General features: G+C 50.4%; 12 protein-coding genes. 6 read left to right on the top strand and 6 right to left on the bottom strand.

Translation table 11 applies throughout. The features are described 5' to 3' along the window. Window positions 1-254 precede the first annotated feature (254 nt). From FZF01_RS10910 to FZF01_RS10895, 4 genes are read left to right on the top strand one after another with little or no spacing between them, the layout of a single operon-like run. Entirely contained in the window at window positions 255-2,372 is a 2,118-nt protein-coding gene (locus tag FZF01_RS10910; RefSeq protein ID WP_150278186.1) for a type VI secretion system Vgr family protein, read from the top strand. Further along, complete coding sequence (locus tag FZF01_RS10905) at window positions 2,357-3,199, top strand: DUF4123 domain-containing protein (protein WP_150278185.1); 843 nt, start codon at window positions 2,357-2,359, stop codon at window positions 3,197-3,199. The genes FZF01_RS10910 and FZF01_RS10905 overlap by 16 nt, the downstream gene beginning before the upstream one ends. Window positions 3,200-3,201: 2 nt before the next feature. Beyond that, window positions 3,202-5,253 (top strand): LysM peptidoglycan-binding domain-containing protein, encoded by a 2,052-nt coding sequence (locus FZF01_RS10900; protein WP_150278184.1) that lies wholly within the window; start codon window positions 3,202-3,204, stop codon window positions 5,251-5,253. After that, window positions 5,246-6,178, top strand: coding sequence for a formylglycine-generating enzyme family protein (locus tag FZF01_RS10895; RefSeq protein ID WP_150278183.1), 933 nt, complete (start codon window positions 5,246-5,248; stop codon window positions 6,176-6,178). Before FZF01_RS10900 ends, FZF01_RS10895 begins: the two co-directional genes overlap by 8 nt. A 391-nt stretch (window positions 6,179-6,569) precedes the next feature. Here FZF01_RS10895 and FZF01_RS10890 read toward each other — a convergent pair whose 3' ends face one another. Both FZF01_RS10890 and FZF01_RS10885 read right to left on the bottom strand, forming a co-directional pair. After that, complete coding sequence (locus FZF01_RS10890; protein ID WP_150278182.1) at window positions 6,570-7,901, bottom strand: ferredoxin reductase family protein; 1,332 nt, start codon at window positions 7,899-7,901, stop codon at window positions 6,570-6,572. Between the two features lie 206 nt (window positions 7,902-8,107). Continuing rightward, window positions 8,108-8,536: an MAPEG family protein gene (locus tag FZF01_RS10885; protein WP_150278181.1), complete on the bottom strand. Its 429-nt coding sequence runs from the start codon at window positions 8,534-8,536 to the stop codon at window positions 8,108-8,110. A gap of 186 nt (window positions 8,537-8,722) precedes the next feature. Between FZF01_RS10885 and FZF01_RS10880 the strand changes: the two genes are divergently transcribed. Continuing rightward, complete coding sequence (locus tag FZF01_RS10880; protein ID WP_223825476.1) at window positions 8,723-10,078, top strand: nucleotide sugar dehydrogenase; 1,356 nt, start codon at window positions 8,723-8,725, stop codon at window positions 10,076-10,078. A 17-nt stretch (window positions 10,079-10,095) separates the two neighbouring features. Then, a complete protein-coding gene (locus FZF01_RS10875; protein ID WP_150278180.1) occupies window positions 10,096-11,202 on the top strand; it encodes a glycosyltransferase family protein in 1,107 nt (368 codons plus the stop codon). Here FZF01_RS10875 and FZF01_RS10870 read toward each other — a convergent pair. From FZF01_RS10870 to FZF01_RS10855, 4 genes are read right to left on the bottom strand one after another with little or no spacing between them, the layout of a single operon-like run. After that, window positions 11,199-11,951, bottom strand: coding sequence for a class I SAM-dependent methyltransferase (locus FZF01_RS10870; protein WP_150278179.1), 753 nt, complete (start codon window positions 11,949-11,951; stop codon window positions 11,199-11,201). The genes FZF01_RS10875 and FZF01_RS10870 overlap by 4 nt on opposite strands. Further along, window positions 11,948-12,886 carry a hypothetical protein gene (locus FZF01_RS10865; RefSeq protein WP_150278178.1) on the bottom strand — a complete coding sequence of 313 codons (939 nt, stop codon included), beginning with the start codon at window positions 12,884-12,886 and terminating at the stop codon, window positions 11,948-11,950. Before FZF01_RS10865 ends, FZF01_RS10870 begins: the two co-directional genes overlap by 4 nt. Further along, window positions 12,883-13,764 carry a glycosyltransferase family 2 protein gene (locus tag FZF01_RS10860; protein ID WP_223825475.1) on the bottom strand — a complete coding sequence of 294 codons (882 nt, stop codon included), beginning with the start codon at window positions 13,762-13,764 and terminating at the stop codon, window positions 12,883-12,885. Before FZF01_RS10860 ends, FZF01_RS10865 begins: the two co-directional genes overlap by 4 nt. After that, window positions 13,700-15,694 carry a hypothetical protein gene (locus tag FZF01_RS10855; RefSeq protein ID WP_190325447.1) on the bottom strand — a complete coding sequence of 665 codons (1,995 nt, stop codon included), beginning with the start codon at window positions 15,692-15,694 and terminating at the stop codon, window positions 13,700-13,702. Before FZF01_RS10855 ends, FZF01_RS10860 begins: the two co-directional genes overlap by 65 nt. Window positions 15,695-15,712 lie beyond the last annotated feature (18 nt).

The raw sequence follows: 15,712 nt of genomic DNA, 5'->3' as shown, positions 1-15,712 counted from the left end.
CGAGTAATACGGCCAACATAGGTGTTACCTATGTGGCCGGTTTGTGGTGTTACCTATGTGACCGGCTCAACAACCTTCCCGGCCACAACCAACTGCGCCAATTCTTGCGCACTTTGCCAGCTCTATCCCGCACCTCCAACCAACGTCTGGCGAAACCTCCAACCGCTGCCCGTTTTGCCGACCACCTCACGTTTTTCATTTTCTCGATCTGCAATAATGCTGCCGCTCCACAGCCCAAGCACAAGGAACAATGGATGTTCGCCCCTGCCAACATGGCCGCTTTTACGCTGGAAATCTCAGGCATCGCCCACGACTTCAAAGTGCTGTCATTCACCGGCACCGAAGCCATCAGCCAGCCCTACCGCTTCCAGCTGGAACTGGTTAGCGAACGCCCTGATCTGAATATTGAAGCACTGCTGCAGCAGCCGGTTTTCTTCAGATTCGCCGGCGAGGGTAAAGGCATCCATGGCCTGATCCACCGCGTTGCCCAGGGCGACGCCGGCAAGCGCCTGACCCGTTACCACATCGACCTGGTGCCACATTTGTATTACCTCGGCCACCGTACCAACCAGCGCATCTTTCAGCATCTCACCGTGCCGCAGATCATCGCCCGGGTATTGAACGACCATGGCATCCAGGCAGATACATTCCGCTTCCAGCTCAACAGCGAATACCCCCAGCGGGTCTACTGCACCCAATACGACGAAACCGATCTGCATTTCATCCAGCGTCTGTGTGAAGAAGAAGGCATCCATTACCACTTTGAACACAGCACCGATAACCACCTGTTGGTGTTCGGTGATGATCAGACCGGCTTTCCCAAGCTGGATCGCCCCACCGCTTACATACAAGACAGTGGCCTTGTTGCCGACGAGCCGGTGATCAAACGCTTCGCCATGCGCTTCGAAACCCGCCCCACCAGAGTGACCCGCCGCGATTACGACTTTGAAAAGCCTCACCTGGTGATGGAAGCCGCACACAAAGCACAGCAGCCAGCCGAAAGCGAACAGCCACCCACCCCCCTGCCCGACCTGGAAGACTACGACTACCCCGGCCGCTTTACCGAACGCGCCCGCGGCAAACAGCTAGCCAAACGCAGCCTGGAACGCCACCGCAGCGACTACCGCCTCGCCGAGGGCAAAAGCGATGTCCCCACATTGGTCACCGGCCATTTCCTGACCCTGTCAGAGCATCCACGCACCGAATGGAACGACCTGTGGCTAGTCCTCAGCATTCGGCACGAGGGCAAGCAGCCCCAGGTACTGGAAGAGTCCGTCACCAGTGATACCAAGGAGTCAGACGGTTTTACTCAGGGCTACCGCAACCAATTCACCGCTGCCCCTTGGGATATTCATTACCGCCCGCAACTCGACCACCCCAAACCCAAAGTGCTCGGCACCCAGACCGCCGTGGTTACCGGCCCAGTAGGCGAAGAGATCCACTGCGACAGGTACGGTCGCATCAAGGTGCAATTCCACTGGGATCGCGAAGGCCAGGGCGACGAGCGCACGAGCTGCTGGCTTAGAGTTTCGTCCAGCTGGGCAGGCAATCAATACGGCGGCATCGCCATCCCGAGAGTAGGGATGGAAGTACTGATCACCTTCCTCGAAGGCGACCCGGACCAGCCACTGGTCACCGGCTGCCTCTACCACAAGACCCACCCAGTCCCGTATGAACTACCCGCCAACAAAACCCGCAGCGTGTTCAAGACCCTCAGTTCCCCGGGTGGTGGCGGCTACAACGAGCTGCGAATCGAAGACAGGAAAGATCAGGAGCAGATCTACATCCACGCCCAGCGCGACTGGGATGAAAACATTGAGAACGACAAGAAGATCCGCGTCGGCAACGAACGCCACGATCGTGTGGAGGCCAACAGCTACACCGAGTTCATGGCCGAAGAGCACCACACCACCCACAGCGATCGCAAAACCGAGATCAAGGCCAACGATCATCTGACAGTCGGCACCAGCCAACACATCAAGCTCGGCACCGGCCAGTTCATCCAGGCAGGTAACGAAATTCACTATTACGCCGGCGACAAGGTTGTGATTGATGCGGGTATGGAACTCACCGCCAAAGGTGGCGGCTCGTTTCTGAAGCTTGATCCCAGTGGGGTGACGCTGATCGGGCCGGCGGTCAAGATTAATGCGGGGGGAAGTGCCGGGCGGGGATCGGGCGTAAGCATTCAACTACCTACTATACCTGGCGCTGCCGATCGGGCTGTCGCAGGGCAATTGACGCTGAATGCACAGCCAAATGATCTGTCCCGGCTCAAGTCAGCGGCCAGAGATAACCTGCTCCTCTCCAGCCAGTGTCACCGCCAACCGGATGGCCACTGCCCATTGGAGGCTTGTCCATGTCTGAGCGCATGAATGTACGGCAGGCATCAGCTCCTGATTATTCCGACGATTGCTACCTGTTGCTGGATGGTTTGAACATGGACGTACCATTCACCGCATATACCCATGATGACCACCCCACAATCGTACCGCTGTTTCGCGGCACCAGACATGCCAAGGTCATTGAAGCCAGTCCCTGGCTGGTCAAGCCCAGTGCGGGAGGGCAATTGCTGGCCAAGCCTGAAACCTGGCAAGACTATGGTCTAGTGCTGCGCTCGGCAGCCGGCAAGGACACCATTGCCGATCATCTGCGTAGCCTGATCAGCGTACTGCTACCTTCCCGGCAACTGGCCTATTGCCGTTTCTACGCCCCTACCTGGGCCGACAGACTGTTCAGCACCATGCGTCCTGAAGAATTCGAGTCATGGTCTGGCCCCATATCTCAATGGCTTCTTCACGATGGCAGCGCGTGGAAAGCATACGTCAGTACGGCCAACGGCAAGCCTCGGGGTCTCAACGAGGAGGGTTGGTACCTACTTCGCGAGGAACAACTTTCTCAATGGCAAACCGATGAACATGAACGATTTATCGACAAGGCCACGCATCACCTGGGCTGCAATCAGGGTCATGCGGGTTACTTGAACCAACGCGAGCACATCGCCGCCCTGATCAAAAAAGCCCATGACTATGGCTTCAGGCTTGAGCATCAGACGCTCCATTACCTCGAGTTGGCCTGGCGCTTTCCCCAGGAGCTAAGCAGTCCCTATTGGGCTGAGTACCTCGGCGATCAAACCCATACGGCCGATCAGCGCCTGGCATTCTCCGAACAACAGCTCTTTGGTCTGAACAAGGACGTCTAGCCATGGAATATATCGTCAAATCCGGGGACAACCTCAGTCTGATCGCGCGGGCCAACGGCACCACTATCGCCACACTGATGCGCTTGAACCCCGAGATAGAAGATGCCAACAGTATCTATCCGCAACAGCGCCTCCGACTGCCTGACACAGACGACGCCCGGCAAACCCGTGAGGTTGGGCAGATCACCGATTGCAGTGAGTGCGCAGACGACTATGTGGACCTGCTGCACCAGGCAGATGAAGCCGTTTTCATCCCCTTGACCGCAGAGCACCAACGGGAAATTCAGCAAGAGGAGGCCGTTCTGGAGCAGCTTATCCAGCAGTTTCACTCTGAAATGGAAGGCACTGAGGAAAGCATCGCCGGTTTCAAGGACAGCTTTATCGAGCGCCTCCAGCAAGAGCGGGTAATCGACAGCGCCAAGCCAACCGAGCCCATGCAGCTCACCGAAATAAGGCGACTGATGGGCAATCGGCACTATGCCTATGTACGGAAGGATTCAGGTTGGCGGCGCCACCGCAGCTACAGCATCGAGTCTCAGGACAGAGCGAGCACCAAAGGCTGGTATGACCCTGCCAGCGGAAGAGTAGACGGTCAGAAGCTGATCGACTCAATAGCCAAGGATATGCGCAGCCCTACGCTAAAAGCCAAGCTGACCCTTCACAGTAGTTTTACCGACTGGTGTCTGCTCGAATGGCAAAGTGATCCAACGCGCTGGACACCTGTCGACGGCATGCCGCCCATCGTCATCGGCACCCAAGCACAGGCCATGCGCTATGCCATGGGCGCCAGCCTGAACGCCGGCTTCGACGCAAAGAAGATGAATGCCCACGTCGCAGCCAAGGCCAGCGTCAGCGCCAACCTCATAGAAGCGAAAGCTCATGCTGAAAGCTCCTGGCCAGCCGAGGAGGACAGTGAGTGGATAATTCGCTATAGAGATGAATTCAACAGTTTGCAGGAAGCATCATTGGGTAAGTTTCGCGCTCTGATCAAGGCCGAACTAACCGGCTTTGCCGGCGCCAGCGCCCTGCTTAGCGCCAACGTGCATGTCGACATGAAAAATGGCCTCCCGCAGTTGCGCGGCACCGGGGGCTCAAGCAGCAGCCAAAGCAACGACGGTCCTGCATCCGCAGAAGCCAGCGCCTTCGCCGGCGTCCGCGCCGACGGCAAGCTGGAAGGCAGCGTGGAATGGCAGGACACGCTTGCTGAGCCAGCCGCATGGACAGCTTTGTGCACCCTCGGAGTGGGAGCTGGCGCTGCTCTTGGCCTGGGTGGTGAAGCCAAGTTGAAACTCAAGTGGAGCGCCCGGACGCACAAATTCTACTTTAACGTGCAGGCCGGTCTGGTAGCAGGCGCTGGCGCCTCTGGAGAATTAGGTGCCGAAGTAGATGCGGGTACATTCCTGGCTATGGTCAAGTGCGTCTACAACAGCCTACTCACCGTGGATTTTCATAAGGTTGAGGATATTGATTCTGATGCGTTTGGTCAGTTGATCAACTTTGCTTTTCTTGGAATCCTTGCTGGCGCAACTCATGCTGCCGTAACGGTGCGCTTGGGTACAAGAATTGCCGAACGAATCGGCGACGATATCAATAGAATCAGATCTGATCACAGAAGCGCCCTTGAAAGAGAACAGTTGGCCATAACAACGGCCAACAACGTCATTTCCGACCTCGCCAGGGGGGGTGAAAGCTGGGTCAGGTACGCACCTCCTGAAGTAAAGGGTCGTCTTCTGGACATTTTCTGTTTCGACTACGGCCCGAGCTTTTGGGACACTTATACGATGGGTTATAACCGCCGTGAAAGAGCCGTTTTATCTCTCCTTGAAGTTAGCCAGAGCTGGCGTGACTACGAGGAAACCGTCACCCGCATCAATCCGGCAGGCACAAAGGGCAGCTTCGCCCACAACCGCACTCGCTTACGCAATCTAATGCGCCTGTTTCCCAGCCTGCAGATAGACCGTATCGAGAGCGAACTACGGGGAAAGCGGGCGGTCCCCAACCAACCAGTGCAACTAGCCAAACATGTCCAACTGACGGGAACCTACTATGCGTAACCTATCTCTCGTAACGATATTGATTAGCTGCAGCACACTTCTCAATGGTTGTCAGAACAGTCAGCCTCCTAACGCAACTTATGATCTGCCTAAGCTCGTCACCCTGCTAACCGAAAGAACCCGAGACAACCTGGCCTTCATCGAAGGCGGCACTTTTATCATGGGCGACTTCGGCGCCGTCGGAGAAGATGGCGTATGGCGACCCTATTTCCCGCCAACAATTGAAGAAGACCAGCCTCATAAAGTAACTCTGTCCAGCTATTCATTGAGTAAATACAAGACCACATGGCATGATTTTGATACCTATCTGCTAGCGAATGACCTGCCATTGATCGAGCGGGGCCTGTCCAAGACGTGGGAAAGAAATCCTTTTGAGCAAGATCCGGCTAGCCGCCTATTTGTCGAAAAGCCTGCTCGAGTCACTTGGCAGGACGCCAAGAACTATTGTCAGTGGCTAGGCAGCCTGACCGACCTGCCACTGGATTTACCCACCTCGGCCCAATGGGAGTTTGTTGGACGCAACCGAGGCAGTAAGAATTGGATCTACTCTACCCATGACGGACAACCACTAAGCGCTCATCCCGAGCTATCCGAGCGAGTCCACGACACCGGAGAGTACGTCCCAGTGGGAAGCCGGTTGCCCCCCAATCCGTTAGGCATTTACGATATGGCCGACAACGGTATGGAATGGGTCAACGACTGGTTCTCGGAAACATGGTATCGGGAAAATCCGGAGATAACTGATCCAAAAGGGCCCGACGAGGGCGCCGAAAGGATTGTCCGTAACATGGATTTCAGCTTTTCACGTATTGGCATGCCAGAGTCGCTCCCCAGTGCACTCAATGAAGAATGGGACAGCATTTCGGAGTACACCTTCCGCTGCGCCCTTCAGAGCCCCATCCCTCTCACTGACAGCGATCAATAGGCAATCTAGTTTTTATCAAAAGCGAATTACCGTTACCCAGGAGTATGAACAAGTGAAATCATGGATGAACCATATCTTCGCACTCGCATTGTCGCCCATGAGCTTTTCTCTCGCAGAGCTCTACTGGCAGTGTGACCTTCCCTGAAGCGGGTACAAAGCTGAGGGCTGCCTTTCTGGGCGCGATTCTTGCGCTGCTCATTGCCGTGTCGTGGTTAATACTTGCCGGCTTTTCGTGGAGCTCTTAGCCCAGATCACTTGGGCTTGGCTCGTCCTTACCCACGCACGCAGGATCCCGGGCAACGACCAAATACGCTCTGACTGATACCCAGGGATCGATGACTCTGCCCCCCATTGATCTCCATTGATTCGAAATCTGGCCCAACCAACACCATTAACGCATATCAAAAAACTCCCGGTGCATGCGCCTGGCCGGTACGCCCCATTTGCGAAACTGACCGAACACCGCACTGGCGAACTTCACCGGGCCGCAGAACCACAGGCTGGCCTGCTGCCAATCGGGCACAGCATCACGGATATCCTGCGCTGTCAGCCTGCCCTCTGCTTTGCTACGCCGAATGATCAGATTGACACCTGCAGCCTCGGCATCGGCGCGCAGCTTATCGAGCGCCTCTTCGTTGACATCCTCTGTGGTATGGAACAGGTATACGGTGCGGTGATCCGGATGCCTGGCCAGGTAATTCATGCGGGCAATAAAGGGAGTAATACCAATCCCGCCGCCCACCCATATCTGGGTAAGGCTGTCATCTTCAAAGTTGAAAGCACCATAAGGTCCTTCCACCGTTACCGGCATACCCTGGCACACCTTCGCGCTGGCCAGCCGGGTGTGATCACCCAGCTCCTTCACAACAAACTTCAGGAAACGGGTCTGCGGATCCCAGTCTGAGGCAATGGTATAGGGGTGCGGACCGTCCCGGGGGTCGGAAGTAACAAAGGCAAACTGACCCGGCTGGTGACCCTGCCAGCCATCCTCCACCCTGACCAGGCATTCGAACACCCGCAGACCGGGATAATGGTGCACCGAGACCACTTCGCCCGACACCTGTCGCGCCCTCGACGGCCAGCCTAACAGCAGCAACACTGCCGCTACGCTACCCGCCACCACAACAAGGAACGTCAGCCATCCGATAGGGTCGGCCCAATAATCGAAATTCATCAGAATAAAGCTATGCCAGGCCAGAGGCAGGAACGCCACCGCCAGCAGCTTGTGGGTCTTGCGAAACAGGTGGTACGGAAAAGCCTTTACCAGAGCCAGCACAATCAATAGCGCGACAATATAGAACGCCCACTCCCCCAAGGTTTCTGCCAGCCCGCGCTGGCTGCGTAACCAGGTTTCGATGCCGGCGAGCTCTTGTCCGGCGCCTCTGCGGGCCGGCTTTTCCAGCCAGCCCCAGCCCACCATCCACTTGCTACCCTGCGCCCACCACCAGTGCAAAGTAGCCAATACCAGGGCGCCAATGCCCAGCCATTTATGCACGCGGTAAACCTTGTCAAGGCCACCGAGCCAACGTTCCAGCAATCGCAACCGTAATGCCAGCACCAGGGCCGCAGACATCATGAACACCGCCAGGATTCCGGAGTACTGCACGAATACCTTGCGAAACGGAAAGTACGCAAACGGGCTGACCCACAGGGTGTCCGACATAAACCAGATGCCCGTGACCAGTGCAATCAAACCCCAGAAAAAAACCGATATACGCGCCATGGGAAACCTTGTGAGCGACCTGTGTCCGGTAAGACGCTACTCGCACCAAACCCACTTGCGTTTGATCCTTGTCAAACAGAACCCGACTTTAAACAGAATTTACATAGCGCCCGCCAGCCGAGGTCTGTATCAACGGGGTCTAACTGATTGAACACGGTTGGGCATGGCTATCCGCCTTGCCCTGTCCCTGATCTTCAGCGCTAGACCTAACCAGCCAACCCGGACAACCGCAGCAACCACCACGCGACAATCAACAACTGCACTAGAAAACCGGCAAAACGCAACCAGACAAAAATCTGAGCCGTACTGATCAGATGCATAACCGATTGAAAAATCCGCGCAGCTAAAAGCAACAGCGCAAGGCCATCCGTTACAGCGCTATTACCTGTAGCCAACGCATAGAGTAGTACCGCAAAAAGCAACGGCAGATTCTCGACACAATTGGCATGCGCGCGAACCAGGCGACGACCAAAGCCCTCCGGCGTATTACTGCCGTCTGGAGCAAATGCGTTGACTTTCATCTTGCCCGACAACACCAAGAGCCCGCGTTGATTGACCATCACAAACAACAAAATCAGCATCCAGGCCGCAAGGCCCAGTAAAGCAACGGCAGACGGGGATAAGGAAGACGACATAGCAGATACCTCATTATTTTTATTGGGAAATCGAGGATAGAGTAATAGCTCTATTTTTCCAAGCGCAGGCCTTCAAGAGCATCCACACAGCGCTCGACCAAAAGGACCAGAAGAAACCTTGCTCCTGTTCAGCCTCTTTGCAATGATCACTTACCAGCATCATCGTCACGGTCAAGGAACCAACCCATGCCGCAGCAACAAACAGACAATGCCAGCACCATGACCTATCCCGCTAATACATCGCTCGAAACCCTTGAAAAGCGAATCAGCGAGCGGATCTGTCATGTGGGCATCTACGGCCTGGGATACGTGGGCTTGCCGTTAGCGCTGCGGTTTGCGCAAGTGGGCATCAGGGTCACCGGCTTCGACATAGACGTGCACAAAGTGGAAACCCTGAACGGCGGGCACAGCTACATCGAGCGCATAACGTCAGAACAGATTGCAACAGCCCAGGCGGCAGGGTTCATCGCTACCAACGACTTCGCTCTCACCACTGACGTTGATATTCAGATCATCTGCGTCCCAACGCCACTAGACAGTCATCACCAACCCGACCTGAGCTATGTAACGGACACGGTAGACAGCATTCTCCCCTACTTCCGTGAGGGTCAGATACTCAGTCTGGAAAGTACGACCTGGCCCGGCACCACCGAAGAATTGCTGGAACCGAGATTACGCGCCAAGGGCTTCATACCCGGAGAAAACTGTGCACTGGTGTACTCACCAGAGCGAGAAGACCCAGGCAACGCCCAATACCAGACCGCAGACATTCCTAAAGTGATAGGCGGGACCACACAGCGCTGCCTTGACCTCGGAGTATCGCTTTACAGTTTAGCGATAAAAACCATGGTGCCCGTAAGCACGCCTAAAGTCGCTGAAATGACCAAGCTCCTGGAAAACATTCACCGGGCCGTCAATATCGGCCTGGTGAATGAAATGAAGATCGTCGCCGACAAAATGGGCATCAATATCCACGAAGTCATCAAGGCAGCCGCCACCAAACCTTTTGGTTTCGTTCCCTACACTCCGGGTCCCGGCCTTGGCGGCCACTGCATACCCATAGATCCCTTCTACCTGACATGGAAAGCCAAGGAATACGGGATCAATACGCGTTTCATAGAGCTGGCTGGTGAGATAAATCATTACATGCCGCACTGGGTAGTACAGAAGGTAGCAGACGCGCTGAATGATCACGGCAAGCCGGTCAAGGGCAGCAGGATTCTGGTATTGGGCTTGGCCTACAAGAAGAATATTGATGACACAAGAGAGTCACCCGCGGTGGAAATCATGGCGCTGTTGCAGGATAAGGGGGCGCTAGTGGAGTATTCGGATCCGCATGTGCCTATTTTTCCGCAGAAGCGGGATTATAGTTTTGACCTGAAATCGGTCGACCTAACACCCGCTGCGATAGCTGCCTATGATTGCCTCGTACTGGCCACCGACCATGACGCATTCAACTACGGTAATCTAACAATCTTTCCCAAGCTATTAATCGATACGCGAGGGCGCCTTCCAATTCATCCACAAATTGTTTCCGCATAACATAAGGCGTACGAGCATTGAAAACGCAGTCGAATCTTGAGCCAACTCCTCAACTAAAGGTCTGTTACGCACTTGCGTACAAGGCTCCAAAATATATAAGAACATTGAGCATTATCCAGGCCTTAGAACGAGAAGAAAAAATCCACCTCACCGTCGCGACAAACTCTAGTACAAATACTTTTCGATACCTAGAAACAACTTTGAAGCTTATTATTCAAGCATTCAGAGGACGACCGGATATATATATATTAGGCTTCAGGGGGCACGAGCTCTATTGGCTATTAAAATTGATTGCAGGAAATAGGCCCATTGTTATTGACGCACTAATGTCTCCATATGCATCATTGGTAGAAGAACGTAAACTTGGAAAAGCAGGGTTAATTATTTCTAATATTATTAAAATAGTGGAATCAACGATTTTAAAGAGCGCAGACCTAATAATCACTGACACTGACTCACATTCAAAATATTACTCAGAAACCTTTTCTATCAGCGAAAAAAAAATAGTGACAGTACCTGTGGGCGCCATAGAAATAGACCACCTAACCCGGACACCGGTAGAATCATCTTTAACCATACTATTTTATGGATCTTTTTTACCCCTCCACGGCGTTAGCACTATCGTTGACGCTATCGCTTTTATCCCCGACATTCCGTTACATTTCATCTTCATTGGTGGTAAGTTGGAGTATGAGAAGACACTAAAAAAAGCTTTTGCAAAAAGAACGCCAACGTTGAGCTACAAATATATAGAAAGCGTTCCTTTCGACCAACTGATTGATTTCTATATACCCATGGCAGACGTCTGTTTGGGCGGGCCTTTCGGTGGCACCAAGCAAGCGCATCGCGTTATTACCGGAAAAACATCACAATGCCTAGCCCTTGCCCGAACAACCATTATTGGAGAAACAAACGAGGTAAAGAATTTCAAGCATAAAGAAAATTGTTTGATAACCAAACAAAACGACCCCAAATCACTAGCGGAGAATATCACCTGGTGTTGGGACAACAGGGACCGTTTAGAGAAAATTGGAATCGAAGGCAGAAAAATGTATTTCACTCATTTATCTATCGATGTGATTCGAGCCAAGTTAACAACAGCATTATTCAATATGAATTTTTAAACATTTTTTTTAGCGAGAAAGATAAAACCGTCGCCAAAGTCGCGAACCATTGGGGCCCTCTGTATATTTTTAAAAAACCAAAGCAACAAGAAAACTATGCTTTTATTAAAGAATCGCAGTCCACTTCGAGATATACCGCTTTGAGCGGTGGCTGCATCTCTACTTAGAACAGCGGCTTTCTTATAATACAGCTCTCGCAAACAGTAAAGGGCATTAGTTACAGGAAATCCGTATATATCAATAGTAATAACTGAGAAACCTGCCACCTCCAACTTTTCTTTCAACTCAGAGCGCTCATATCTGCGAACATGACCTGCCCAAACATCGACCGCTTGCCATTTATTCATGTAAGCCGGTACCGAGCCAATAAACAACCCACCAGCAGTCATATAGCTGTGTATATTACTCAAAAAATTCTGGTCATCTTCAATATGCTCCAAGACTTCAAAAGCCATAATCAGGTCGAACTCCTTCCCTACAGAGTCAAAACTATCGACTATCTTTACATTATTAGCTTCATTAAACCGTTGAACCAAAAGATCCCTAGCATCTATAGATGACTCGACCAGCACTACCGATTCACAAGCAACAAAACTGTTAAACCAAGCAGCAACATCACCAAGCCCCGGACCTATTTCTGCGACCCTAATCGCTCTTTTGTAAGACAAAACGTACCGACGGAGCAGGCGATCAATTTCAAAGAAACGCATAATAAAACGGGGAGCAGGTGCGCTGATAAATTTTTTCATTTTTTACCATAGCGAAATGTTGTTAATACCACGCATGTGACGCCAAACATTACATCAATGACACAGCAAATCAGCCGATGCATAAGCACCCATGACAATGCATGCTCCCAAGGAACAATTGAACCTGCCAAACTTGTAAATATGGCTTCTCGCACGCCGATACCTGCTGGTGCAAGAAAAGCAAGCCAGCCAGCTATCACTGAAATTAAAAAAGCGGCAAGCAGAAGGCCAGTACTACCAGCCAACCAACCCTCTCCAAACAGAGGTATTATTGAGATTCCGGTAAAGAGCCATGTTGAAGCATATCCTATACCAAGCGTGAAGGAACTATAGATCGATACTGTTGTTACCGACAAACCTTTTCCTAGAACCATTGACGTAACAGAAGTCGAAAATCGGATGGATATACATAACAGAAAAAAGTAACATACAGTTACGACTGAGAGAGACACCAGGCCCGAAATATAAACTAGCGCAATCACCCAGCCAGCCGTTAGGACTCCAATACACAAGGAGGAAATTTGCTCCCCAACTGAAACGATGGAATTTATACGACTGAGCTTGACCCCTTGTTTTGATACAATACCTCTTCCCAGAATCCCAACTATTTTTCCTGGGAAATATTTACCTATTACCAAAAAACCGGTATCAATTAGTATGTCTTGAAAGCTTCTAAATATATTGTAAATTCGAAGATATCGCTGCCAAAGAAACGCTGACAGGAAATATACTGACAACATCAAAGCCATTACCAACATGGTCGCTACAGGTGAAAAGTTTAAATCTAAAGGAAGTTTTGATTTTGTTTTTAGGAGATAAATAGCTGCCAGCACGAGAGCAATAATAGCCGCCAAGAAAAAACTACTCCACACAAGCTTTATCCGGGCGCTCTCTCCAAGCCCGACCAACCAAGCACTACCTTCTATATTTCTCATTCACTTCTCTTATACATGAGCATTGTTATCTGTTCGGATATTAGCCCCATCAAGAAAATCATTGCGCTAGAGGTAAACAATAAAGCACTCATATTAGTAAACTTATCAAATGCAGAAAGGGTATAACCGTACCATCCCATACCTAACATGAAAATAAGAAGTGAAATTGGGGCGAATATTTTCAAGGGAGAATAAAGCGTTCCAATTTTGAATATAATTAAAACAAATCTAGTGCCATCCTTTAAAGGCCTGATGTGGCTAGTACCAACCCGTTTTGCGACATGGATAGGCTCATATGCTACCGAATAACCAGCCCTAAAAAATGCCATAGTGCTGGTGGTTGGATAAGAAAATCCGTTGGGCAATAAATAAATAAACTCCCGAAATTTTTCTGCACGTACCGCTCTAAACCCTGAAGTTAAATCACTCACTTTATGCCCGGACATGTATGTTGCAAGCCAGTTATAAAATCGGTTAGCAGTCCCACGCCACACATTGGCCTGAGATCCTCGTTGGCGCGACCCTACGACAAGATCGTGCCCCGAAAGCAGGCGATCAACAAGCTTCACAATAGAATCAGCATCGTGCTGGCCATCCCCATCCATAAATACCAGAACATCACCTTTAGCATGTCGCGCACCGGTCTTGATCGCCGCCCCATTCCCTTTAGAATAGGGGTGCTTAATAACTATTGCCCCAGCAACAGAGCTGATTATTCCTGTATCGTCGTCTGACCCATCATCAACCACGATAACTTCCAAATCAAGCGCAAGTGCCCTTACAGTTTCCACTACAGTGCCTATGGTTGCGGCCTCATTCTTGGCCGGTATTACCACCGATATTTTCAATTTTACTACTTCTTCTGAGAGTTTCATCATTGCTTTCAATCTCTGACTTAAGTTCTTGAATCATCGACGCTAGTTTACTATTCGTATCTGGTTTAGCTAATAACTTTTCTCTGCGTCTAACTGCATCGTAAGCAGATTTCTTGTCTCCGTCTTTAAGGTGCAGGTAAACCTGATATTGCAAAACTGGAGCAACCTGAGGCCCGGCCTGCTCAGCGATATCAAGCTTGGTAAGAGCATTTGATATATCACCCCTACCTTCCTCAGTCATTGCATACAAGAAAAATAGCTTTGTATTGTATTCAGGTACCTGAGCTGCCTTATTCTCAATCATAGCATCCAGCAGTCCTGAAAGGTGGCCGTAGTCCAAATCACCGCATGATTGAGAGGCGATAAATTCATGCAGATCAAATAACAAATTTATTACACTTTGATCTAAATTTCCTGAGGGTACAAGTTCTAGAAGTGATTTGAACCGTTCAAGGATTTGATCTGACGTTTCAACCACACAGGCAAATAACAATGCTTGTATTCTAATATTTATGCAGTCTGGACATGCCTTGAAAGTCTTATCCATTATTCTTAATGAGATTGCATGCTTCTCTTTAACAATAAAGTCTTGGTTAGCATCATACAAATTTTTGGCTTGGCCGTTGGGTAGGCCTTCCATTTCAATAAATACAGAATGCAAAGCGGCTCTAACTGAACCGGGATGCTTTTGATTCCAAACATCAGCAGCCTTTGCGGGCTGCCCCCATAAATTTGTAAGACCATATAATATTACAAGTAACAAGCAGCAGTAAATAGCATAAGAATATCTAACAATTCTACCGACTCGGCCACGGACCATGAAAACTGTTACAGTCAGGGACAATACAGCACCATATAGAGCAGTATAATTTCGATGCTCATAATATAGCTCCAGCAGCACGGTGGTGGACTCAATCAGGTGCCCTGTCAAGTACCACGCCAAAGCAAACAAAAGCCAAACACTTCGCTTTCTCATTTTAAAAGCTAAAATCGAAATAACTGCCCAACCACACATTGCGAGTATAGTTTTCAGTTCAAAACCAAGAACCCCAAAATAATCGTGAAACGGCCCATATGACGTTGGGGATTGAGGGAAAAAAGCTGAAAAAAGATATTGCCAAAGGATATAAGTTTCGGTCAGCAGTCTGTCCCAGGGTGTGTACCCTCGGTGTTCGCTATATTCAAACCAATTAATACTCAATGGCGAAATCTGATATAAAATCACTAATAATGGGAGGAGTAATGTCAAACGCCTAATATTTTGAAAAGCTTGAGCTTCTGGCACCTTGCGAGCGAATAATAACTCGATTACTAGCGCATAAACGGGGAATATTAGACCAATTTCTTTGCTGAACACCGAGAGAACACTAAATGCCCCTACGCCTCCAACCTGTATTAACATCGCTTTATTTGGGCTATTTTGGTAAAACTTATATCCGTGCAAAAACAAACTCACGCCAAAAAGACCAAACAAGGTCGCTAAACCAGTCATACGTTGAATCGCAATTAAACTCGTAGACGCTAATATTGGCAATATGGCCCACATAAAAGCAGCTGCGACAGATACCCTAAAAGAACTCCCTACAACTTTAGCTTCCGACAACTTTACTAGCCGATGACCTATGTAAACCAGCAATAGAAAATTCAACAGATGTATGAGTACGTTGAACAACAAAACTGCTTGTGTGTTTCTGGGCCAACCATCAGCGAACGGCACAAAACTTAGAAGCGCCAATGGCCTTCCTAAAGGCCCTGAATGTCCACCAAACACGAATGACTGAATGTCTCCGGAAGAGGCGAGGGTGGTTAATCCACTGAGATTCGAATAGTCATCATAATATAAGGCGCCGGTTGTACCTGGATAATATGCAAGACCAAGCAGCATAAGTGCCGCAAGTAAAATTAAAGATCGAGAAATTATTAATTTTTTCATATTCACCATAAAAAAACC

This window comes from Halopseudomonas salina, from assembly GCF_008641105.1.
The sequence above is the reverse complement of the archived record's forward strand: the minus strand, read 5'-3'. Positions and strand labels throughout refer to the sequence as shown.

What these genes read in the sequence shown, in the direction of transcription:
- FZF01_RS10900 (WP_150278184.1), top strand. Translation starts at nt 3,202, where the DNA reads ATGGAATATATCGTCAAATCCGGGGACAACCTCAGTCTGATCGCGCGG.
- FZF01_RS10855 (WP_190325447.1), bottom strand. Translation starts at nt 15,694, where the DNA reads ATGAAAAAATTAATAATTTCTCGATCTTTAATTTTACTTGCGGCACTT.
- FZF01_RS10880 (WP_223825476.1), top strand. Translation starts at nt 8,723, where the DNA reads ATGCCGCAGCAACAAACAGACAATGCCAGCACCATGACCTATCCCGCT.
- FZF01_RS10905 (WP_150278185.1), top strand. Translation starts at nt 2,357, where the DNA reads ATGTCTGAGCGCATGAATGTACGGCAGGCATCAGCTCCTGATTATTCC.
- FZF01_RS10890 (WP_150278182.1), bottom strand. Translation starts at nt 7,901, where the DNA reads ATGGCGCGTATATCGGTTTTTTTCTGGGGTTTGATTGCACTGGTCACG.
- FZF01_RS10885 (WP_150278181.1), bottom strand. Translation starts at nt 8,536, where the DNA reads ATGTCGTCTTCCTTATCCCCGTCTGCCGTTGCTTTACTGGGCCTTGCG.
- FZF01_RS10865 (WP_150278178.1), bottom strand. Translation starts at nt 12,886, where the DNA reads ATGAGAAATATAGAAGGTAGTGCTTGGTTGGTCGGGCTTGGAGAGAGC.
- FZF01_RS10895 (WP_150278183.1), top strand. Translation starts at nt 5,246, where the DNA reads ATGCGTAACCTATCTCTCGTAACGATATTGATTAGCTGCAGCACACTT.
- FZF01_RS10870 (WP_150278179.1), bottom strand. Translation starts at nt 11,951, where the DNA reads ATGAAAAAATTTATCAGCGCACCTGCTCCCCGTTTTATTATGCGTTTC.
- FZF01_RS10860 (WP_223825475.1), bottom strand. Translation starts at nt 13,764, where the DNA reads ATGATGAAACTCTCAGAAGAAGTAGTAAAATTGAAAATATCGGTGGTA.
- FZF01_RS10910 (WP_150278186.1), top strand. Translation starts at nt 255, where the DNA reads ATGTTCGCCCCTGCCAACATGGCCGCTTTTACGCTGGAAATCTCAGGC.